Below are 24,053 nucleotides of genomic sequence, written 5' to 3'. Positions count from 1 at the left end.
CTTAAAAACGAATTCCTGCTGAAAAAGAAACAGAACGCGCAAATGGATAATCGATTCCTCTTTCATTCTTAATCGTAGAAATGTGGAATATATCATTCATATATACACGGAATGTTACGGATGAGGCTCTAATTGACTTTAACCAAGCAGCATTTATACTCTCGTAGCCCAATGAAAAAGACTCCCCGATCAGCATGTCATTATCCTGGACAAACCGCGAAGACATTGGTGTCTGTTCTGTCCGCGAGATTGCCTTAAATTTTGCTTCATCTCCGGGTTGCTTCCATCGGTCATACAATGCTCTTTTATCTTGATTGAGCACAACATTACGAGAAGATATATTTTCTACTTTTTCATAAAGTGTCTGCATAAAAGCCTGTCCTCCAAAACGGTATCGCAAGTTGATAGATACTGAAAAACCTTTAAAAAACAAACTCGTACCGAATACACCTTCTAAATCAGGATCACTATTTCCCACAATAACCTCATCCTTAAAATCGTGTACAAAAGTCTGTTCGCCATTCTTATTCAGAAAAATCTCACGCCCAGTTGCTGGATCTATTCCTACCGAACGTACCGCCCATAAGTCGGAAGGACTTCCTCCATCGTAATAACGAATAAGATTTCGGCTTTTATTAGCTTCGTTAAAGTTATTTAGCTGATTACCCATTTTTCGATATTCCGCTTTAAGCTGCCGCATATTAAGATTGATACGCCAGGTCAGCTGCTCCTTGCGGATGATACTATAATCACTGCTTATTGTGAATCCATTGGTCACCTGTGCCCCTATATTCTGTGCCACACGGGTTACACCGGTAGAAGCTGGTAAAGACACAAATACCAGCAGTGGATCCGTACTCTTTACAAAATAATCCACATTCAGACGTAGACGATTACGAAATGTTGTAATATCAAGCCCGATATTACGATCCAGTGTAGTCTGCCACTTCAACCCTCTATTACCCATATTACTGATAATGGTACTCGCCCCGAAAGGATTACGGTTTTCGTTGTTATACCGATAGATACGCATCGAAATATAGTCATCAAAATTCTGATTACCAGGGTTACCGATAGATCCGCGTAGACGCAATTGATCTATCCATTTAGCGGATTTAATCCATGTCTCCTTATGGGCATTCCAAGCTAAGCCAACAGACCATATATTAGAGAACTGTTTTTCCGTCCCAAATACCGAAGCGCCGTCAGAGCGTAATGTAGCATCCATGAGGTATCGCTGATCATATGCGTATCCCATATTAACAAAGAAACTAGCACCCCTGCGTTTGGATTCATTATAGTCGGGCCGCTTGCCTTCTGGATAGCTTAATGCAAAATTTGGATTTGAAAACTCATCGTCTATAAATCCACGTACGGTATAGGCGCTCTGTAACCGCGTTGCTTGCTCCATACGCGCTCCTCCTACTGCGTTCAGCATATGCTTCTCGGCAAATACCTTCCCGTATGTCAAACTTAAATCGCCATCATAGTTGGCATTTCTACCATTTGTCTCTCTATAACTTCCCCTCTCCAAAGCATCTGTATTTAAAAACTCTGTATTAAATGGTGATCGAAAGATCTCGTCTCTTGTGGAGAAACTCCGTAATCCTAGCCGTCCTCGAACACGAAGCGGTTCCGCTACATGCCATTCCATTTCAAAATTATTGGTAAAGCCCAAGGATAACTGTTCATTAATATTAAGGTTACTTACATCGTAAAGCGGACTGTAAACAGGAGCCTCTCCCGAACGTGTCGCACTAAAATCTTCCAACAGCATTTTTATGCTTCCGTCATCGTTGTACTTGCGATGATATGGATTAGCTCTTGTAAAATCCGAAAAAGGTGAAGTCTCCTTATTCGATTTCACGTTATCAATGCTTAAGGAGTTATTAACAGAGAATTTTCCTCTTCTATAAAGCAAACGTACATTTCCGTTGGTAGCCTGCCTATCAGATCCCTTCATCACCCCATTCGTAATGCCGTGATTAAAAGACACACTATAACGTAAATTTGCATCTCCACCTTCCGCAAATAGTGTGTGGCGCTGTGTCAATGCAGTACGAAGAGGCTCATTCGGCCAGTACGTATTTACGCCTCGCCTCACCTCTTTAAGGCGGTCTAGATAATTAGCTTCACTATTTAGGTTAGAACCCAATATGATTTTTCCCTGGGCGTCAAGCAACCCATAAAACTGAGATAAAAGTTCAAACTGTAGTTTTTCTTCCGCATTCATCAAGTTGTAATCGGTAAGATCAGCGAAACTAACATTACCATTCATTGTATAGTTTACTCGCAGCTGCCCCGGAACCGGACTCTTGGTCTCTACAACCACTACGCCGTTTGCGGCTTTTGACCCATATATAGCTGCTGCTGCCGCATCTTTCAATAAGGTGATGCGCTCCACGCGGTCCATGCTCAGGTCACTGATGATAGCCAGGGTGCTCTCAAAACCATCTAAGATAAAAAGGGGTTGATTGGGGTTCGAACTATACTCATCAGTAAGTCCGATCACACTACTTTTACCTCTAATTTCAATATCCGGAAGTCTATTCGGATCGGATCCAAAAAGATTGTTATCAACAATAGCAAAAGAAGGATCTAATGTCTTCAGACTCTGAAGAATATTCTGGTTACCTACCATCTGCAACTCTTTGACCGTATAGGTCGCTGACGATCCGGTAAAGCTTTCCTTATTCCGCTGATAGATCCCTGTTACCACCACGTCTTTTATCGCATCAGCGTTGGGTACCAACTGTACATTCAGTGCTCTCTGATTGGTATAAATTTCCTCTTTAGATTTCATTCCTATATAACTGAATACGATGACACTGTTTACAGCAATGGCGGAGAGCGGAATTTGAAATTGACCTTTTGTATTGGTACTCACCATATAGTCAGCACCCTTGACGCGGACGGTCACCCCATCTATCACTTCTCCTGTTTCCGCATTAGTCACCCGCCCTGTCAGAAACTGTTGCTGCTGCACCACCTCTTCTTTAACAGGTATAGGCGGCGGCTCTTTTTTGAAGAAAGAGATTGTTCTGTCTTCCAATTGATAACCGATAGGTTGATTAGCGATGATCATTCGGAGAAATTCATCCAATTCCACCCCTCTAGCATCCAATGTTAGAGGCTGGACAGAGTTTAGGACATTTTTAGTGCTGAATATGGTATAGCCACTCTGTTTTCGGATAGCTTCCAGAACAGTAGCAAATGCTACATTCCTGCCCTTGAAAGTAATCTTCTGAGAGTAGCTGTTCGCACTGACGGAGAGCATCCCCGCCACTAGTAAGAATAAGGTTATTCTCATCACTCGTAATAAGTAATATTTATTCATTAATTTTACTCGGATTTGGTTAGTACAAAATCTACTGTTAAAAAAAGTTTTAGACTGGCCTATCTATTTGAAGGAAAGGATGGCACTCCTTTCCTTCTATGTTCGCATAAGGCAGTCTATTGTCAGGTCACGATCTATTCCATTTTTTCTTTCATATACATCCTTCTTTAGGTTAGTTACTTTAAATTTTTAATAAATAATTAGTTTACGGTCAGCGATATCCAATTTATAATTTACTGCCGCTGCATCCAGAAGACGCAGTACGAGTTTTATATTAGAATGACGATAAGCATCCCCTACCAATTCGATATCCGGTACGGCACCCTTATAGACAATAGAAAGATCATACCATCGACCTATTTCCGTTAACGTTTCGGCAAAAGATTTTCCATCAAAACTAAATTTACCGTCCTTCCATGCTATGGCCTGTTGTGGATCGACTTTCTTTACCAGGATCTCTCTTCCATCTTTATTTTCAGACTGTTGTCCAGGAATCAATGTTACCTTTTTATCTTCAACCTGTACGTTAATCCTTCCTTCCAATAGGGTCGTTTTTATAGAAGACTGTGAAGCGTATCCACTGACATTAAATTCTGTCCCCAGTACTTCGATAGACTGGTTCTTACTTTTTACAATAAAAGGTATGCGGTTGTTATTCTCATCTATTATGGACTGTACAATAAAAAATGCTTCGCCATCCAATTCTACAACCCGCTGATTGCCTGAAAAACTAGAAGGGTATTTTAGCCGTGTATCCGAATTGAGCCATACCTGCGTACCGTCAGCCAGTTTCACCTGATAGATGCCACCTTTAGGAACATAGAGCTGCAACTCCCTTCCTTCCTTTAGATCCAATGACTTATCAAGTATACGTCCATTGCTATAATGTATAGCATCATCCATCACAATACCCTGCTGTTCAGTATCTAGAACAACCTGACTACCATCTGCAAGAACAAGTATTGCTTTGTTGCCGCCCGGTACAATATCTTCGATAGCACTCACTACGGGCGGTACCGTAGCAGTCTGCGTATTGTAAACTTGGTAGCCTATAAACGCGAAGGCGACTATTGCCGCAGCAGCCACCCAACGCCACATATCAAATGATCTCGGTTCTGTATCTGCAGATTTTTCTATCTGTGATCTGATCTGTAAAAGAATACGGTCTGTATCTCCTTGGAGATAATCGAGATCGCCAGGTGCTTCGGTCTTCAGAAAAGTATCCGCAAGCTGACCTAATCGCTCATCATCATTCGTCTTCAACAAGTAAAAAAGCTCCTTCCTATCGGATTCACTGATACTGTCCTCTAGGTACTTTTTATATAGTTCTTCTATTCGTAACATAGTTTAATGGGTAGAGCTTCGCCCTGTTTAGAGATAAGACGCCTGGAAAAAGAAAACTGACTACTCGTTGTTAAGATTTTTTCAGTCCTTAGGAAAACCGCTGGAATAGAGCGATCAATAATGCAAGAATAGTAATATCCCGGCCTGATTTAAGTAGGTGCTGTCTAACCGTATAGACTGCTTTGACCAAATGATTATGAACTGTATTAGGACTGATATTCATAATTTCTGCGGCCTCCTGATGGCTTTTACCCTCGAGCTTGCACAAGATGAAGGCTCTTCGCCTTTGTTCTGGAAGGCTCGCTACAGCTTCGTCCAATAGCTGTTGGGTTTCCTTGGCAAACAACAGTGCTTCGGTATTTTCCGCTATGATGGCACCTGTTCTCGAAACCTCGTCCTGCAGGCGGCTCTGCCGATCCAAGCTACGAAAATAATCGATGGCCATATGTTGTGCAACACGGTATAGATAGCCTTCAAAAGTTTGATGGATAACAATCTGCTCCCGCTTTTCCCACACTTTTACAAAAAGGTTCTGCAACAATTCGTCGGCCTCACTTGGATATTTGACCATTTGTTTCAGCTTCCAATACAGTTTTTTCGAATACTGATTATAGAGCTCTTCAAATGCAACATGGTCTCCAGCTTTTAAACGCTGAAGAAGTTCGAAATCGATAGGATTGGAATCAGAATGCATTTGTAGAATGGCTAGTTTTCGGCCACTAAGCTAGAGATTATTTTTTAGGACAGCAATATTGGGAACAGAAAATAGTCCGACAGCATTGTTTCAGCGCTCTATTGCTCGAAAACTGTCACCTTAGAAATGCACCCGAGCGAGGAGACAGACTATAAATACTGTCAAAGATTTAATCTAGACAAAAGCTTAAAATGTCTCTACTGTCAAATCATGGTTAAGGATGGCCCCCGCTATATTCCCTGTTGCTACGGCATTGGCTACCGAACGCATAGGACTGGAATTATCCCCACAGGAATAAATTCCAGAAATCGTAGTCCTTTGAAACATATCGACCTTAATCAGACCATTTTCAGTCATTTCACAACCCAAAATCAAAGGGATATCAGTCTGTTGCTCAAAAGGAATTGCCGTGTATAATGCTTCAAAATCTTCTGTAGAGCCATTTTTAAACACCAGCCTATTAACAACTCCCTTATTATGTATAATTTCGGCCACATCATTTTCGATGACTCTGATATGATGATTATACAGTTTACTCAATTGTACTTGGGTCAGCGTAGATCGATCCGAGGTTATAATAGATAGCTGATCTGTCAGATTATTAACTAATGATGCTAAGTGGAACGCGCGATCACCATTTGCGATTATAGCCGTTTTTTTACCTTTAAATTCATATCCGTGGCAATATGGACAATGAATTACAGTTTTTCCCCAGCAACCCTCAAAACCGATAATTTTCGGAAATATATCCTTAATACCTGTAGCGAGAAGTAGTTTCTTAGAATAAACCTTTACACCTGTAGTCGTCGTAACCTGGAAACCCTCGGTAATTGCCTTTGCCGATAGCGCTACCTCGTTAAGAAATTCAACAGATTCATAATTGACTAATTGATCTTCAGCTTTTTGTAAGATTACTGCTGGTTCTTCACCGTCTTGCGTAAGAAAGTTATGAGAACGTGGAGTGTATCGATTACAGGGCTTACCACTATCAATTATTAAAATGCGTCGGAGTGACCGTCCCAAAGCCATTCCTGCTGAAAGACCTGAATAACTTCCTCCTATAATAATTACATCGAATTGTTTCTTAGTTATTATTGACTTCATATCATGACCTATAAATGCAACATAATTGCAAATTTAAAAAAAAATAAAATAAATCATAATATATATTATGAAGGAATATAAATGAATAAAACTCTATATTTGACACTTGCTTTTCAGAAAGCAGAGATAAGATGATACATCGCTGTGCGAAAGTATACTATCACAAACTAACTGGTCTTTAGATGAAAACGGTTCTAGAAGAGAGAGACTTTATAGAACACCTTATAAAGGGTTCCGATCAGGCTTTTCAATTGCTTTTTGAGAAGTATTGGACGCATGTCTTTGGTACCGTCAAAAAGTTAGTGAAATCTCCAGAAATCGCAGAAGATATCACTCAGGAGATATTTGTCAAGGTATGGAACCGCCGTAAGGACTTGTCCAGTATCAACAATATCGAGGCCTATTTATATACAGTATCCAAAAACACAACATTGGACGCTCTTCGTAAGAAAGTTCTCTTGACAGACAATATTGAGCATCTTATCCATTACTTTAAAGACCAGGCCCTCACGCCCCAGCAAAGCTTAGAATATCAAGAATTACAACAGAATATACAACAAGCGATAGATATACTCCCGGAAAAGGTCAAAGAGGTTTTCGTATTGAGTAGGTTCGAGGGCCTATCCCACGAAGAAATCTCCGAAAAACTCAACATATCTATCACTTCTTCAAAAACTTATATCGTACGTGCACTAAAACTTATCAGAGCCCATATGGCCAATAATACAGATCTGCCTTTACTCGCGATGGCAGCTCTGTTACTCGAAAAAATAATTTCTCACACAAAATAGCTTTTCACTGTCTTCCTAATCCTATTTTCTACGTCTATCATTTTAGGAAGGCATTAGCTTTATCTTTTAATGGAAAATAGACAGACACTAGAAGAACTTTATAACGGGTATATTCTCGGCCAACTCAGTGCCGAAGAATTAGTGGACTTTATACAACAAGTCCAGGAATCTGACAATGCTGCTGTTTTTGAACAACTGGTCGATAAATCTTTTTCCCAGCACAGGATCGTCGTGGATGAGCTGGAAGGCAAAAAAGCATTCCATCGTTTTCAGAAGCGCTTACAATTGTCCAACGATGTCTCTATGCCCGCTCCTCACACAACAACATCACTGCATAAACTGTGGCAGTATGTTGCAGCTACGGCAGCTATCCTAATTATGGTCTTTCTGGGCAAACAGTACACCATACAATGGTCTTCTGAGGTGAACGCATCGCTCTACCAAAGCATCCAGGATATCAAGCCAGGAAATACCATCGCCTATATTGAAAATACAAACGGTATACAGACGCCATTGGCTATCGAGGGCGAATTATTCATACGGGACAGCTACCTACAGGATGGAAGTGGCCATATCCTACCCCATCAAAAAGCCGATGAGGAATGGTTGAACCTGATCGTCCCAAAAGGGGGAAAGTATAGCATCACACTGTCCGACGGAAGTAAAGTCATCATTAACTCTGACTCTAAGCTTTCGTTTCCAAAGCATTTTACAGCGACAGACCGCCGCATCAAACTCCGTGGGGAAGCTTATTTTGAGGTAAGCCATAATCCGGACAAACCGTTTATTGTAGAAACCACCCTTCAAAAGGTGCGGGTTTTAGGAACCAGCTTCAATATAGCTGCTTATCCCGAAGAACGCACTGTCACTACCTTGATCACCGGGAAAGTCAATATCAATACAGCTGCTGAAAGCCGTGACTTAGATCCCGGAATGCAGGGAATAACTACCTCTGGTACGATACAGGTGCGACCTGCTGATCTGGAATCGGTCCTGGCTTGGAAAAATGACAAGTTTGTATTCGTAAAAACACCTCTATCGGATATTATCAAACAGCTGGAACGCTGGTACAATGTATCCATAAACCTACAACCGGGATCAGAGTCCTTGTCGCAAAAGACATTCAGCGGTACTATCGCTAAAGATGCTTCTTTTGAGGAGCTTCTGAAATTATTTAAAACGACGGAAGCCATTAAGGTAGAAGTCAGAGAAGGGAGGATATATCTCATGAAATAGAACTGACCAACAGAATAACTGCACTGGAAACAACGATTACCAGTAACCTAAATAAGAATAAAGTACACCTAATTACTCAATTTATGAAGTTTAAAATAGCACTATTATTTGCGCTGACTTTTGTATTCTTTTCCTTTCGAGTGAGCTCGCAAAGTATAAGTATACAGGGCAATAACCTGCAGATTATCTACCTCATCAAGGAGATACAAAAGCAAAGTGGTCATAATTTCTTGTATGACGACCAGTTGCTTGCAGGTATAGGCACACAACACGTATCGCTTAAAAACGTTAGCATCGAAGACGCTTTGCGTTCTATTCTCAAAAACACAAACATCGGCTATGTAATTGGCGAAAAAAGTATTGTATTAAAACAAAAACAACCTGTAACAGCTGCCACAGCAACAAACAACAAACAACAACAGACCGTATCTGGAACAGTTTACAACGAACTGAACAACAGCATGGCCAGTGCTACAGTGAAAAACAAGCGAACGGGCACCGTGGTGCTGACCAACAGTCAGGGCGAATTCAGCATTACAGCAGAGCCAAATGACGTTCTGGAATGTACGTTCTTGGGGTACCAACGCACAGAGACCAAAGTCAAGAATCTAGACAATCCGATTCGCTTTATCCTTTCAAAGAGCACAACAGAGTTGAGCGATATCATTGTCGTCGGTTATGGTGTACAAAAGCGTAAACAGATAACAGGCGCCATCAACACAATCAAAGGCGAAGAACTTGCACAATCTCCTGCAGTAAATATTTCGAATACACTGATGGGCCGTGCTCCCGGTATCAGCTCGACCATGACTTCGGGAGCTCCTGATCGGGATCGTGCTGAAATAAAAATACGTGGTATGGGCAATGCGCTCATCGTTATCGATGGCGTCGCGCGCGAAGGCCAAGGGATGATAGGAATGGAGATTGACAAACTCGACCCCAACTCGATCGAAAGTATTACGGTGTTAAAGGATGCTGCTGCTGCCGTGTATGGTACCCGCGGAGCCAATGGGGTAATCCTGGTCACCACAAAAAAAGGTGCACGGGAAAAACTCGATATTCAATATGGCGGTCAGTTCGGCTTACAGAAGAGCACGAGATTACCACGCTTCTTGGATTCCTACAATTATGCCTTACTCAACAATGAGATGTATGCTAATGATATCCTGGAGAAAGGCAGCTCCTCCAAAACAAAATATACAGACGAGGAGCTTCAGAAATTTTTGGATGGCTCGGATCCGGACCGCTACCCGAACACCAACTGGTACAACGAGGTCTTAAGAGAATCTGCCGCTGTACAGAAGCACCACATTAATGTTAGTGGTGGCAGCAAAAACGCACGTTATTTTACCAGTGGATCGTTTACGGATCAGAATGGACTGATGAAAACATCGGGATTCAAGCGCTATGGCTTGGTCAATAATGCCGACTATGATGTCAGCAAGTACACCAATCTAGCCGTAAACATCAACTATATTACAGAAACTGCCAATAACCCGAGCAGCCATGCCGAAAATATTTTCAGCAGATTGGCAGCTCTTGGTTCTATCGCTCCGGCGCGTTTTTCCAATGGCTATTACGCCTATTCGGGCTATTCGGGCAATCCGCTTACAGACATTATGCCCGAGTCAGGCTACGATCGCAATACCCGTAATGTATTCACCACTTCTCTACGGTTGACTCAGCAGATACCCTATGTTAAAGGTCTATCCGCAGGCGCTGTCGTAACCATAGATCGTAACAACTCATTCCAGAAGGCATTTACCGCATCTGTACCGCAATACACCCTAGCGCAGACCACGGATGATTATACCTTACAGAATGGAACAGAGAAGCCTCGCTTGTCGGAGACCTACAACCAGAATAACAACGTCAACGTACAGGTAAAACTAAACTATGTAAAAGGCTTTAAAGCACACCATGTCGATGCCATGGTACTGTACGAGCAGAATGAGTTTGGCAGTGAGACGATGACGGCTTCGAGAAGCAATTACCCCGTGGCCAGTCTGGATCAATTGTTCTTGGGAGATGCCAGCACGCAGAAAAACTTAGGCTCATCGACCGAGAATGCTCGCCGCAGCGTCGTCGGTAGAGCGATCTATAACTATAAGCAACGGTATATCGTAGAGGGTAGTTTCCGCTACGACAGTTCGCCTTACTATCCAAAAGATAAAAGAGACGCTTTCTTCCCTGCGGTATCTGCCGCATGGATCCTATCTGACGAAGATTTTATCAAAAAGAACTATAGATTTGTCGACAACCTCAAGCTACGCTCTTCTTACGGACGCTTAGGCAACGACGGCGGAAATCTTTACACTTACTTTTACAACTATGCCGTGATGCCCGCAGGTTATATATTCGGCACCAACAATAATATCACTCCGCTGACCCGGATCTCGAACCTGACGGTTCCGAACACCAACATCACATGGGAAAAAGTCAACTCTTTCGACATAGGACTGGATGCCAGTCTATGGCGAGGAAAACTGGCTTTTGAACTGGATTATTATAATAAGAGCAAATTTGATATCCTACGCTCTCGTTCCTACGACGTGCCGCTATCGTTTGGTATGACGCCTGCACTGCAAAATTTTGCCAAGGAACGCTATTATGGGTATGAAGCTTCGGTATCTCATCGCAGTAAAGTTCGTGCAGTACAACTCAATGCCCGTCTCAATGTGACGTTGACAAAGAGCAAAGCGATCGACTACGGCGAGAATGATGCTGTCCTACCGGGCAACCGTCAAGAGGGAAGCCCCATCGGAATGGTGCGCATACTGAAAGCTAATGGCATATTCAGGGATGAAGCCGATGTAGCCAATTGGCCACAGTACAAGAGTAGCCCCAGCGGCACACCTTATTATCCGAAACCTGGTGATATCCGTTACGAAGACATTAATGGCGATGGTGTCGTGGAGCTATATAGCGGCAGTCCAGACCGTGCTTTCGAAGCGAGATATATTTATCCGCCAACAGTATTTGGTCTGAATATCGGTGCAGCATGGAAAGGCTTATCTGTAGATGCTTTCTTCCAAGCAGCCAAAGACGTTTTCATCAACTATACAGCAGCCAATGATATGGCCAATTTTCATGAGATACACTTGGACAGATGGACACCGGACAACCTCGATGCGAGCTACCCGAGATTACTATCCAATTATGAAAACAATAGACTGCCGTCTACATTCTTTGTAAAAAGCGGTGACTATATTAAACTCCGTACCGCACAGGTGGCATACACTGTTCCAAAGGAACTCCTGACACGTACGGGGCTAAACTCATTAGCATTTACACTACAGGGACAGAATCTATTTACCATTAGCAAAAACAGACGTTACGACCCAGAGTCCACTGGAAATACGGCGAATCTATATCCGCCACAGCGCATATTTTCTCTAGGTGTCCGTGTAGGTCTTTAATTCAATACAGTTATGAAAAGGATATATATTACAATTCCATTCTTTATATTTTCTGGTCTTGCAGGACTGACTACTTCTTGTCAAAAGGATTTTTTGGATCGTAAACCACTCAATCTGGTGTCGGAAGAGACCGTGTGGAATGATCCGGCATTGATCAAAATGTCAGTCAATGAGTTTTACACGTTTCTGAGCACGGGTTTTACCAATACCTACCTCCCGTCGGCTATTACGGACGACTTACAGCTCATCGGTACAGAATCAGGCAAGATTACGGCTTATACCAGTGGTGACTTTCTGAGCAGCAGCTTTCCTGAGCGCAACTTTTGGAAGGATACCTATGCGCAGATACGCAAGATCAACTATTTTATGCAACGCGCAGAATCGGCCACTGTGTTATCGGAAGATGATCGTAAGGTATTACTTGGACAGGCTCGTTTTTTCCGTGCCTACCTATACTTTCAATTGTTCTCTAATTTCAAGGAGGTCCCTCTGCTGCTCAAAGCACAGCCTATTGAAGAAGCAGAAGAAAAACCGCATAAAGTCAGCCATACGGAAGGCATAGCATTTATCGCATCCGAACTCGAGAAGAGTGCCAACGAGCTCCCATCGACCTATGCGAAGGAAGAACTGGGACGTATCACGAAAGAAGCTGCCTTGGCCTTTCTAAGCAGAGTCCTGATCTGGGATGCCAGCGCGTTAAACAACCCTGATAACAATCCTGCCCGATGGCAAAAAGCTGCAGCTGTAGCACAGCGTGTCATCAGCAGTAAAGCTTTTGATCTGCAAAAAGAATATCAAAATGCTTTTCTGACCAAAAATGTTTTGACCCGACCGGAAGTGATCTTAGAGTCTCGGTATAATGGGATAAAAGGAGAAAGACTGCATGCATTTGATAAGAACAACAGTTCTGTTGGTTATGGCGGAAAAGGCATCAACTGCCCTACTCAGGATATCGTTGATGCGTATGAAATGGCCAATGGAAAAGCAATAAACGAATCAGGCTCTGGTTACGACGTGACCAACCCCTACATGAATCGTGATCCTCGTTTCTACTTGTCTATCGTACACAACGATGCACAGTTCAAAGACCGCAAGACGCAGATTTATACCGGAGGACTGGACATGCCGCGCAGTAATCCGACACCAACGGGATACTATATACGCAAGTTTATCGATGAAAAATTCGACTATAACAAAGATGCTTCTATCGGCAGCAGCACCAACTGGGTCATCATGCGCTACGCAGAGGTATTACTCAACTATGCGGAAGCACAGAACGAAGTGTCGGGTCCCTCACCAGAAATCCTCGATGCGATCAATACGGTACGCAAACGCGCTAACATGCCTGCCATAGACAATAACTTAAGTCAAGAACAGTTACGCGCCAAGATCCGTAATGAGCGTCGTGTAGAGCTGGCTTTTGAGGACAACATCCGCTATCAGGATCTACGCCGATGGAAATCAGCAACTACAGCACTTAATAGATCTGTAAATGGAGTAACTATCACCAAAGGCAGCAACGGTAGTTTTACCTACGCCCCGAAAGTATCAGGAGCTCGTGTATTTGAAGAAAAAAACTATTGGATGCCTATCCCGCTTACGGAGTTGGGTATTAATACAAACTTAAAACCTCAGAATACGGGTTGGTAACCACAACCTATTTTTATCTAAAGAATGAGACAGAATAACAACATAAAACTGACAATTGCGGCACTGGCGCTTACCACAGGATTGAGCGTAGCACAAACAGGTAAATGGGCAGGAATGGTCAAAACTTCCGAAAAAGCCGAGGAGCCGAAAAAAGAGGTTGAAAAATCTAAAAAGGAAAAGATGAAGCGCTTCGAAGATATCATCGATGCTTCTGCGATCAAATCTCCCGGAATGTTCAATAGCTATAAGGTATCGGACAGATACTATATGGAAATTCCGGATAGCCTCCTTAACCGTGATATGCTGGTCGTAACCCGCTTTGTGCAAACTCCTGTAGGGTTAAAAGAATACCGCTCCCAGTATGGAGGTGAAATGATCAATGAACAATTATGGCAATGGCAACGTCGTCAAAATACCATATTCCTTCGCGTGCCAAGCTATATGCATATCAATACCAGCAACAGTGATATACAACAGGCTTTGCAAAACTCAAATGCCACCCCTATTCTGGCTGCTTTTGAGATAAAAGCGATGAACAATGGAGGACAGAGTTTCCTTATCGATGTTACGGACTTCTATAATAGCGAGATCCCCGGTATGCAGATGCCTGACAATCTCAAAAAAACATATAAGCTATCGGGTATCGATGCCAATCGTTCGTATATAGACACGATAAAGGCCTTCCCTACCAATGTCGAGGTCAAAACGGTAAAGACGTTCAAATCTCCGGATCTTCCTTCGGACAAAACGGTTGGAGCCATGACCTTTACCTTAAATACATCTATGCTTCTATTGCCAAAAACGCCCATGAAACCGCGTTATGAAAATGCTCGAGTGGGGTATTTTGCCAACCGCAAGGTAGATTTTGGAGCCAATGACCACCAAGTCAGGGAGAATGCTTTCATTCAACGCTGGCGCTTGGAGCCTTCGGACGAAGCTGCTTATCTGCGCGGAGAACTTGTAACTCCTAAAAAGCAGATTGTATATTACATAGACCCCGCTACGCCCAAAAAGTGGGTTCCTTACCTGATTGCTGGTGTCAACGATTGGAATACCGCATTTGAAGCGGCAGGCTTTAAAGATGCTATCATTGGCCGGGAAGCTCCGACTTATGAAGAAGATCCGGAATTCAGTACAGAGGACGCACGGTATTCTGTGATACGCTACTTTGCATCCGAAAAAGAGAACGCCTATGGCCCTAGGGTATCCGATCCCCGCTCGGGCGAAATCATAGAAAGCCATATCGGTTGGTACCACAATGTGATGTCGCTCCTAAAGAAATGGTTCTTTGTGCAGACGGCTGCCGTACATTCTGACGCTCGCGGAGCAAAACTGAGTGACGAACAAATGGGGCAGCTCATTCGATTTGTCTCCTCCCATGAAGTCGGTCATACCTTAGGTCTTCTACACAATTTTGGGTCCAGCAGTGCTTATCCGGTAGATTCATTACGCTCACCGTCTTTTACTGAAAAATATGGTACCGCGCCGTCTATCATGGATTACGCACGTTTTAACTATATCGCGCAACCTGGTGATGGCGTTAAGAATATTTATCCCAAAATCGGCGAATACGATAAATTTGCTATAGATTTTGGCTACCGCTATCTGGGCAATACTGCGGCAGAGCAAGATGCCTTATACTGGGAGAGAAAAATCAAAGAGAAAGTCAAAGACCCGACATACTACTATGGAAAACAGGGATCAATGGATCCTCGTGCACAGAGTGAAGACCTTGGAGACGATGCAATAAAGGCGAGCGACTACGGAATACAAAACCTAAAGCACATATTACCTAATATTGAAAAGTGGACCTTTAATGCGGATGAGGATCTGACAAGCACGAAGGATCTTTATCTCGATATCTCCAAACAATATAAGCGCTATGTCAACCATGTATTGGCTAACGTAGGCGGGATGATGGAAGATATTAAAACCATGAGCGAGGAAGGCCCTGTATTTACCTATGTAGCCAAGGAGAAACAAAAACGTGCGGTAGACTTTATCAATCGCCAGGTTTTTGACACGCCCTATTGGCTATTGGATAGCACCCTATTATCAAGAATTGATTATGGCATCATGGTCAATAAGGTGGTAGACATGCAGAATCAAGTGCTCGGATCGCTATTGGAAACCTACAGTTTTGCAAGAATGCTGGACAATGAATTCAAAAATGGCGCCTCAGCTTATACCATGCGTGAACTTCTACAGGATGTACGTCAGCAGATTTTTAATGCTCCGTCCAATACTATTTTCAACCGCGGACTGCAACGCGCTTATGTGGACCGATTGGGTATATTGTTGAAGTTAGACAAGCCCGTACAGGAGACCCCATATGCGGTAACAGGTCTTACGCCGTACAACCCTAATCTATCTGACATGCGTGTACTCATTGTAGACGAGCTGAACAAAGTAGAACAGATTATTGCCCGATCAGCTGGCCGCAAGTCTGGCTTTGAGAAAACCCATTATACGGAACTCCTATCCAGAATCAAACAAATCAAAAAGAACGATAAATAATATTCTTTACCTATTGATTTATATTACAAAACGGGACTCCCTAGTGGAAGTTCCGTTTTTTTATTTCCCCCCTTATCCGCTATAATAAGGCACAAAATGTGTATCTTAACCATTTAAATATTGCCTAAATGATAGTGATATCACTCAACAAAACACGTATGATCTTTAGAATAAGAACGAAATGGAGAATGCTAACCACACGCTTAACTATTATCACGGGCTCGTGGTTAATGGGTGCGGCTGCTGTGGCACAAGAACAGATCCCTTATAAACTGCCACCCCAAAGCATCGTAAATCTGGTCGATGCACCACAGATACCAGACATCAAAATCAGTAGCGACGGCGCATGGATGCTGATGCTTGAAGCCCCAGGTTTTGAAACCATAGAGCAAGCATCACAACCTGTACTGGGTATCGCCGGATTACGGATCAATCCTATAACATACACAACGGTAGGAGAAAATTCGGGCAAGTATACATCACTACGTATACGAGATATAAAAACAGGAAAAGAATTTACGCTACAGGGACTTCCAAAAGACCTTCAATTGACCGACATAAAATGGTCGCCTTCTAATAAGTGCTTCGCTTTCCTCAACAAAACCATGCAACGAACCGAGCTCTGGATCGCTGACCTAAGCACCCAAAAGGCTCAAAAAGTACTGGATCAGGTAAATGACAGCTTTGGAAAAACTTTTCAATGGAAGAATGACGATATATTGTTAGTACAACGTATTGCTTTTGCTGACCAAAAAGTACCGCAGGCAAACCCTGTGCCCGTAGGTCCTATCGTCCAAGAGAATCTTGGCGGTATTACGCCTTCACGTACCTATCAGAATCTACTGGCAAATGCGCACGACGAAAACCTGTTGGGTTACTATCTAAGTTCTGAACTGATAGAGATCAACAGGAACGGTCAGACTAAACAACTGGGGGTGTCCGGTATTTTAAACGATGCTAGCTACTCTCCAGATGGTAGATATCTCCTTATCGAGAAAATAGTAAGACCGTACTCGTACCTCGTGCCTATACAGCTCTTCCCTGTTGAGGTATCCATATTAGATCTGAACAACAAGACCCATAGGACAATACATACGATTCCACTGGGGGACAATCTGCCCATCAGTTTTGATGCTGTGATCAGCGGACCACGTAATTTTTCATGGCATAAGGACAAGGAGGCAACCCTGCTATGGACCGTGGCCAAAGATGGAGGTGATCCTAATCAACATACTGAAATCCGCGACGAACTGTTTGCTGCTAATGCACCCTTTGAAATAATGCAGGCCCATAAGCTCTATACGAGCAAATACCGCATACACAAGATCTTATGGGGCTCAGGTTTTGGCATAATAGAAGAGAACTGGCGCAAAGACCGTACTTCCCAGCTGAGTGTCATTGATACTAAAAATAATAAAACACTCCGGATATTATCTAATCGCAAATCGGAGGATACTTATACAGATCCGGGCACATTCTTACTGAATGGCAAAGGGAAGTTACGTGGCGATAGCAAAGGGAACGTTTATACCAAGGGAACCGGGGCTTCAAAAGAAGGAGATCGGCCTTTTGTAATGCGCTGGAATGTGCATACGACCAAACAAGATACGTTATACAAATCAAAAAGAAACTATTATGAAGACCCTTTATTCTACGATGAGAATGGGACAGTCTATGTATTTAGAGAATCTTCAACGGTATCGCCCAACGTATTCGCTGTGGCATTAAAATCAAAAGGCGAAAAGCAATTGACTCAATTTGCTGATCCCTACCCCAGCTTGAAAAATGTGGAGAAAACGCTTTTATCATATCCACGAAAAGACGGCCTTACACTATCTGCAACGCTATATCTACCTGAAGGATTTAAAAAAGGAGATGCGCCACTACCTGTGCTAATATGGGCGTATCCTCGCGAATTTAAAACCAAGGCTGCTGCGGGACAGGTAAAAGGATCGCCACATCGCTACCCTAGACTGGCATTCCGATCGCCTGTATTCTGGGTGACACGCGGTTATGCCGTACTGGATCAAGCCGATATGCCGATCGTGGGGGAAGGAAGCAGCGAGCCGAATGACACATTCATCCAACAGATAGAGGACAATGCAAAAGCTCTGATTGATCATGTAGTCGAACTCGGTGTTGCTGACAGACAACGGATTGGAGTCGGCGGTCATTCCTATGGTGCATTTATGACAGCCAATCTATTGGCACACACAGACCTCTTTGCAGCGGGAATAGCGCGAAGCGGAGCTTACAATCGCACACTGACTCCTTTTGGCTTTCAAGCGGAGGCGCGTACCTATTGGCAGGCTAAAGATGTCTACGATAAGATGTCGCCTTTTACCTATGCCCCTAGTATCAAGCGCCCGCTACTCCTGACACATGGTATGGATGACGAAAACTCCGGAACATTCCCGATACAGAGTGAACGTCTTTATGCAGCGATCAAGGGACACGGCGGTACCGTCCGTCTGGTATTACTGCCAAAAGAATTTCACGGCTACCGCAGTAGAGAAGGTGTATTACATACCTTTTGGGAGCAAGATCAATGGTTAGAAAAATATGTTAAAAACAGAGAATTTTAGACCATAGTTGATCAGATATATCAATAGAGACCTGACCTACGCTACATGTTAGGTCTCTAAAACTTCTTTCTGCAAAATGATCTCTCCATTTTCGAGCTGCTTAATGATATTATATTTAGCCTGTGTAAAAGCACAGTCTTTGGCCTCAGCAAATGATATACCATATTTGCGCTTCACATTTTCAGCAATTTGTTCCGGTAATTTTGCCAACAGGGAATCATAATAGCCGTCGAGAACCACAGCTGAGGGTAATGTATACTCAATCTGCAACTGAAAGCGCCGAAGAATCGCTTGGTCGATAACCTCCATATGGTTTGTAGCACAGATCAACAGCGCCTTTTCTGGATAGTAGTCTATAAGCTGTATCAAAGTATTCACTAATCGGCGGATCTCCCCTACATCTTTATCTTCGCTCATCCGGGATTTTCCGATCTGGTCAAACTCATCCAAAAAGAGTACGGCCTGATCACGTCCAGCTTTATCAAATATCTGCTTAAGATGTTGCGACGTCTCGCCTATTTTAGCACTGATCACATTGCTAAGATTTAGAATATAAATCGGCTTATTCAAAGCATTAGCTAAAGCTTTCGCAGTACTGGTCTTTCCACAACCTGAGGCTCCGTATAAAAGTATCTTATTATTTACGGGGAGCCCATAGTTCTGCAATACATCAAGATATCTGTGTTCTTTAAGCAGATGATCCAATTGTATCCGACTTTCTTCAGATAGAATCATATCTTCTAAAACAATGTTCTCCTTCTTTGTAATTAATAAATCCGTTATGTTCATCTTAATATCAACGTTTTCAGCTGTTTTTCTTTCTGTAAAGGTACAAACTTTATAAAGTATGTACATGCTCAGCGAATTTGAAAAAGATTTGCCAGAGCTGACTAATCCAGTATATTATTTAATTAACTAGTCCAGAAAAATTGTAACCTTTTCCGCACTCACCCACTCTATGTTAGTAATATCTGAAGCTAATTTTATACAGAAGATATCAAAAACACATCTATTTAATTGATCAACAGGCGCTAACAAAAATAAAAACCAATATTATGTTACAGTTTCACGGGGATTTAACCAAAAGATGGTCAAACATATCGCAGCAAAACACAGCACTGATTTGCTGTGGTACATCTGTGTCATCCGAAGTCTGTATAAAAGATATCTTATACAATTTCCAAGACTTAGGAAAAACAACACAAAACACGGATTTTATCCATACCTCCGCATTAAAAATAAAGAAACTGCACTATTCATTAAATGCTGCACTCGTCTTACACACCCATTTATCCCAGTCGGGGCTAAGCCAAAAACTGAAAAAGCTTGAATCCCGGTTAAAAAGCATAGATTTTAGTATCCTAACCTTCAATAAGACCATCATTGGGGATAGTAAAGTCATCGAAGTGCCTGCTCTCCTGGATCTAATCAAACAGCTACAACCAGAACTATTTACCTGGCATTACCATTGGAACAAAACTGGGTTTTGAATAACTGTTTTTATAGAAATTACCCTCAATTTTATGTAGGTTTGATTTATAAATAACCTATACAAAATTATACTATGGAACAATTTCAACACCTCACAGAAGCTGAGCTCATCGACCGTATCCTAGCAGGCGACACCCGCTTATATGAGCTAATTGTAAGACGATTCAATCCCTATCTGTATAAAATAGGACGCTCCTATAACTACAATCATGAAGATACCCAGGACTTAATGCAAGACAGTTTTGTAGATGCCTTTAAAGGCCTCGGGTCTTTCGCAGGAAAAGCTCAGTTCAAATCCTGGATTATACGTATCATGCTAAACAATTGCTTTCGCAAACGGGAAAAATTTAGTTTCAAGAATGAGACCAGTATGGAGATTGATGATGATTCCAAACCATTTTTCAGTCACGCGGAGCGCAACACCGATCAAATTATACAACAACGCGAGCTAAAAAATATTATAGAAGAAGCGCTGTCACGCATCCCTTTAGAATACCGACTTGTTTTCTCACTACGTGAGATCAATGGCCTTGATGTCGCAGAAACTGCCCAGCTTCTGAACATCAGTGAGAGCAATGTCAAAGTAAGGCTTAATCGCGCAAAAGGCAAATTACGGGACGAGATAGAAAAGACATATAGCCCTTCAGAATTATTCGAATTCAACTTGATATACTGCAATAGTGTAGTACATAACGTCCTTACAAGAATCCATACAGAGAACAAGTAGATAGAAAAAAGGAAGCGGTAAAATCGGGGAGAAAATACCGCATTCCGCATCTACCATTATAAATCATACTGAATGTATGATAAAAAAACTGAGCATTTTAATAAGCAAGCACCTCGACTTCTGTCCTTCTGTTTGCTTGGTGTTCTTCTGGCGTACATTTTACACCGTCAGCACATTGGTTGACCAACCTAGATTCGCCGTAACCCTTTGCTACTAAGCGCTCGCGGTCGATTCCTTTTCCAACAATATAATCTACCGCGGCCTGTGCACGCTTTTGCGATAGCTTCTGATTATATGTCTTGGCACCACGACTATCCGTGTGACTTGATAGTTCTATCCTCAACGTAGGGTTGTTACGCATAGTGGCAACCAACTTATCTAGAATCAGAGCTGCATCAGGTCTTATATTGTATTTATCAAAATCGTAATAAATATTTTCCAAAACAAATTTTTCTCCAACTTTATTTACAGGTTGCAGATTTAAAGTGAGTTGTATTGTCGTATCCCGCAACGGAAATACCGCATTCATAGATGCGCTATCTGCCATATAGCCTTCTTTTTCACCATATACTTTATAAGCTAACCCTTTATCAATATCGAATCGGATTTGGCCATTACTATCGGTACTACCTCGGGCGATTACTTTCTCACCCTCATACAACATCACTACTGAGCGATCTAAGATTTCTCCTGTTTTCTTATCTTTAACCAGGGTAACCAATTCAATATTTAGCCTAGGTTTTGTCAACGAGAAGGAATAAATATCATCAGATCCAACTCCGCCCGTACGATTTGAAGATAAATAACCCATCGTATGCATATCGTCATCCATGCTGTTTATAAAGGCAAAATCATCTGATGCAGAGTTTATAGGGTATCCCATATTAACAGGTTTTGTAAAGGAAGCCTTAGCCCCGTTGGCTTTAAAAATATCCAAACCTCCCATACCTATATGACCTGTACTCGAAAAATAAAGCTCCTCGCCTTCCACCGATGGGAACATTTCGTCTCCACTGGTATTGACCTGACTGCCCACATTTTGAGGTGTCCCCCATGAGCCATCCTGTTGCAGTTCGGAGTACCAGATATCAACACCTCCCTGTCCTCCCGGCATATCCGATGCAAAATACAGAATTGTTTCATCCTTATTTAAGGCAGCATGTCCGACAGAATATTCCTTCACATTATTATAAGGAAAATCGTCTTCGATCCAAGCCTCACCGTTCTTTCTATAGATTTTAAGTTCGAGGTTTTGCTTCTTCCATCGCTGCGCATGAGCTTTATACTTTTGCGCATCCTTACCGGCATAGGTCCGTGTTACATAGAGGACATCATTTGCTAAATTGACCGCTACAGGCCCCACATGATAAGCAGAGTTATTGAAAGACTCTGTCATTAGGTTGGGATAATGCAAGGATCCGTCGATACGGCGTTCGGCGGAATAGACCCTCAAATAGGGTTGCCCCGTCATCCCACTTTTTTCGCTCAATAGGCTGTTGGGCTCTGTAGCATACAAGGCCCCATTAGCAGTAGGTGTAAGGCCAAATTCGGATAGAGCAGTATTCACGACCCGCTCATTGTTCACTTGATGCTTGGTCGGATGTTCCATCCAATAAGCTGCGGAGTCTGCTCCGACAATAGCACGCTCTATCTCCTTATTTGCTCCATATTTACTGATGTAATTTCCATATTGTTGCTTTGCCTCCGGATACTTACCCTGCTGTTTTAATACCTCAGCATACTTCAGATGAGACTCCTTACTTGCATCCTCTAATAAGACAATTCTAGAAAACCAATTCTCTGCAAGATTATATTGCTTAATATAATAATAACTCTCCGCTAGTCGCTCCAGATCCTCAGTTTTTGGTTTTTTCTTATCCAAAACCAATTGTTCATAAGATTGGGCAGCATTAGCATACTCCATCTTCAGAAACTCCTGTTCTGCCCGTGCTCTCCTTCCGGGCTGTTCCTGTCCAGAAACTGTTGCCACCGTAAAGGAAAGAGACAGTGCACATAAAGTATATTTCAAATATGTCTGTGTTCTCATGTTCTATTTTTTTTGCGCATTTACGATTTTGCTTATCTGCGAATCAGCAAATCTCAACACTCAATACTAACATCTAAATTCTAAAAATACCTCGGGCTCATCACTTGCCTTCCTGTTCTTCCAAATGTCACGCCCAATGTCACCTCGTGGGTACCATTTTGCATACCGCTCATTTTATTAAGCATATGGTCGTAAGAGTACCCTATCCTAAACTTTGGCGAAACGTAGAACTGTGCAATACCGCTCAGGGAATTCAGTGAACTCAGCTTGCCTGCCGATTGGCTAGCATATTTTCTATCGAATATCTTAGCTCTGGTTCTATAACTTCCTCCTATCCAGAATTTATCATTGAAAATAAACATCGCGTTTATATCCATAGAGGTGGGACCTCTAAAATCATCCTTGATAAGGATACTGGGTCTCAACATCAGACCTCTATCTAACTCCACCAACATCCCTGCGATAAAATAACCATGAATCCTCCGGTATAAACTTTCTAAAGAATTAAGGTTGAACTGAAAATCTTCACCGCTATTACTATTGGTAAAGAGGTCGTGTACAGCTACACCAGCATACCAACGCGGATTACTATAATATACCCCCAATCGCACATCAGGTCTCCAAGTAGATATTTTACCTTCCGGTACAGCATCATCCCCTTGGTCGTGATATCTTAGTTTATTCCCATCTAAGCTATATTGGGTAGCCCCGGCAGCAATTCCCAATGCCAGACGATGCTCATCTGCTCTGTCCAATCTCAAACGCAAAGCATAATTTGCATAGGCACTCATCGCCCCCTGTGCTCCTAGCTGATCACCAGTAATCTGTAGTCCGACACCATGTCTTTTATCTTCATCAAGTACGCCATCTATGGACACAGTACCTGTTTTAGGTGCTCCATCCCAACCTGCCCACTGACTCCGAAGTCCCATTTGCCCGAACCATTCTTCCTTGTAGCCGGTGTAAGCAGGATTGACACTAATCGAATTAAATATATATTGCGTGAACTGAATATTCTGTTGGCCGTGGCTCTTCAATCCTAGAAGAGCCATGGTCAACATTAAAACACTTTTTATTCCGTATCGTTTCATAACACGTATTTCTTAATTAT

At 42.5% G+C, this 24,053-nt stretch carries 15 protein-coding genes; 8 read left to right on the top strand and 7 right to left on the bottom strand.

The window, feature by feature from the left end; all coding sequences use genetic code 11:
- Window position 1: 1 nt before the first annotated feature.
- From JKG61_RS00290 to JKG61_RS00275, 4 genes are all read right to left on the bottom strand, one after another.
- The gene (locus JKG61_RS00290) at window positions 2–3,337 is read right to left on the bottom strand and encodes a SusC/RagA family TonB-linked outer membrane protein (RefSeq protein WP_237249322.1); all 3,336 of its coding nucleotides are present in this window, start codon (window positions 3,335–3,337) and stop codon (window positions 2–4) included.
- A gap of 189 nt (window positions 3,338–3,526) precedes the next feature.
- On the bottom strand, window positions 3,527–4,681 hold the full coding sequence (locus JKG61_RS00285) for a FecR family protein (RefSeq protein WP_202100998.1): 1,155 nt from the start codon (window positions 4,679–4,681) through the stop codon (window positions 3,527–3,529).
- An 88-nt stretch (window positions 4,682–4,769) separates the two neighbouring features.
- A complete protein-coding gene (locus tag JKG61_RS00280) occupies window positions 4,770–5,375 on the bottom strand; it encodes an RNA polymerase sigma factor (protein ID WP_202100997.1) in 606 nt (201 codons plus the stop codon).
- 186 nt (window positions 5,376–5,561) lie between these two features.
- Window positions 5,562–6,479 carry an NAD(P)/FAD-dependent oxidoreductase gene (locus JKG61_RS00275; protein ID WP_202100996.1) on the bottom strand — a complete coding sequence of 306 codons (918 nt, stop codon included), beginning with the start codon at window positions 6,477–6,479 and terminating at the stop codon, window positions 5,562–5,564.
- Window positions 6,480–6,661: 182 nt separating this feature from the next.
- Here JKG61_RS00275 and JKG61_RS00270 point away from each other — a divergent pair, with 182 nt between their 5' ends.
- From JKG61_RS00270 to JKG61_RS00245, 6 genes are all read left to right on the top strand, one after another.
- Entirely contained in the window at window positions 6,662–7,270 is a 609-nt protein-coding gene (locus tag JKG61_RS00270; RefSeq protein ID WP_202100995.1) for an RNA polymerase sigma factor, read from the top strand.
- Between the two features lie 69 nt (window positions 7,271–7,339).
- Window positions 7,340–8,506 (top strand): FecR family protein, encoded by a 1,167-nt coding sequence (locus JKG61_RS00265; protein WP_202100994.1) that lies wholly within the window; start codon window positions 7,340–7,342, stop codon window positions 8,504–8,506.
- Window positions 8,507–8,589: 83 nt separating this feature from the next.
- Window positions 8,590–11,925 (top strand): TonB-dependent receptor, encoded by a 3,336-nt coding sequence (locus JKG61_RS00260; RefSeq protein ID WP_202100993.1) that lies wholly within the window; start codon window positions 8,590–8,592, stop codon window positions 11,923–11,925.
- A 12-nt stretch (window positions 11,926–11,937) separates the two neighbouring features.
- Window positions 11,938–13,575 (top strand): RagB/SusD family nutrient uptake outer membrane protein, encoded by a 1,638-nt coding sequence (locus JKG61_RS00255; RefSeq protein WP_202100992.1) that lies wholly within the window; start codon window positions 11,938–11,940, stop codon window positions 13,573–13,575.
- A gap of 24 nt (window positions 13,576–13,599) precedes the next feature.
- Window positions 13,600–16,092: a zinc-dependent metalloprotease gene (locus JKG61_RS00250; RefSeq protein ID WP_202100991.1), complete on the top strand. Its 2,493-nt coding sequence runs from the start codon at window positions 13,600–13,602 to the stop codon at window positions 16,090–16,092.
- Window positions 16,093–16,220: 128 nt separating this feature from the next.
- The gene (locus tag JKG61_RS00245; protein ID WP_237249321.1) at window positions 16,221–18,677 is read left to right on the top strand and encodes an alpha/beta hydrolase family protein; all 2,457 of its coding nucleotides are present in this window, start codon (window positions 16,221–16,223) and stop codon (window positions 18,675–18,677) included.
- A gap of 48 nt (window positions 18,678–18,725) precedes the next feature.
- On the opposite strand, the gene JKG61_RS00240 is transcribed toward JKG61_RS00245, so the two are convergent.
- Complete coding sequence (locus JKG61_RS00240) at window positions 18,726–19,466, bottom strand: AAA family ATPase (protein WP_202100990.1); 741 nt, start codon at window positions 19,464–19,466, stop codon at window positions 18,726–18,728.
- 266 nt (window positions 19,467–19,732) lie between these two features.
- Here JKG61_RS00240 and JKG61_RS00235 point away from each other — a divergent pair, with 266 nt between their 5' ends.
- On the top strand, window positions 19,733–20,167 hold the full coding sequence (locus tag JKG61_RS00235) for a hypothetical protein (protein WP_202100989.1): 435 nt from the start codon (window positions 19,733–19,735) through the stop codon (window positions 20,165–20,167).
- Between the two features lie 74 nt (window positions 20,168–20,241).
- Window positions 20,242–20,895, top strand: coding sequence for a sigma-70 family RNA polymerase sigma factor (locus JKG61_RS00230; protein WP_202100988.1), 654 nt, complete (start codon window positions 20,242–20,244; stop codon window positions 20,893–20,895).
- 97 nt (window positions 20,896–20,992) lie between these two features.
- Here the strand turns inward: JKG61_RS00230 and JKG61_RS00225 are convergent, their stop codons facing one another.
- Both JKG61_RS00225 and JKG61_RS00220 read right to left on the bottom strand, forming a co-directional pair.
- Window positions 20,993–22,942, bottom strand: a complete 1,950-nt coding sequence (locus tag JKG61_RS00225; protein WP_202100987.1) for an OmpA family protein — start codon at window positions 22,940–22,942, stop codon at window positions 20,993–20,995.
- An 80-nt stretch (window positions 22,943–23,022) separates the two neighbouring features.
- The gene (locus tag JKG61_RS00220; RefSeq protein WP_202100986.1) at window positions 23,023–24,033 is read right to left on the bottom strand and encodes a PorP/SprF family type IX secretion system membrane protein; all 1,011 of its coding nucleotides are present in this window, start codon (window positions 24,031–24,033) and stop codon (window positions 23,023–23,025) included.
- Window positions 24,034–24,053 lie beyond the last annotated feature (20 nt).

This window comes from Sphingobacterium faecale, from assembly GCF_016746095.1.
In the GTDB taxonomy this organism is placed as follows: Bacteria; Bacteroidota; Bacteroidia; order Sphingobacteriales; family Sphingobacteriaceae; genus Sphingobacterium; species Sphingobacterium faecale.
Note: the sequence above shows the minus strand (reverse complement) of the source record. Positions and strands in the feature narration are given on the sequence as shown.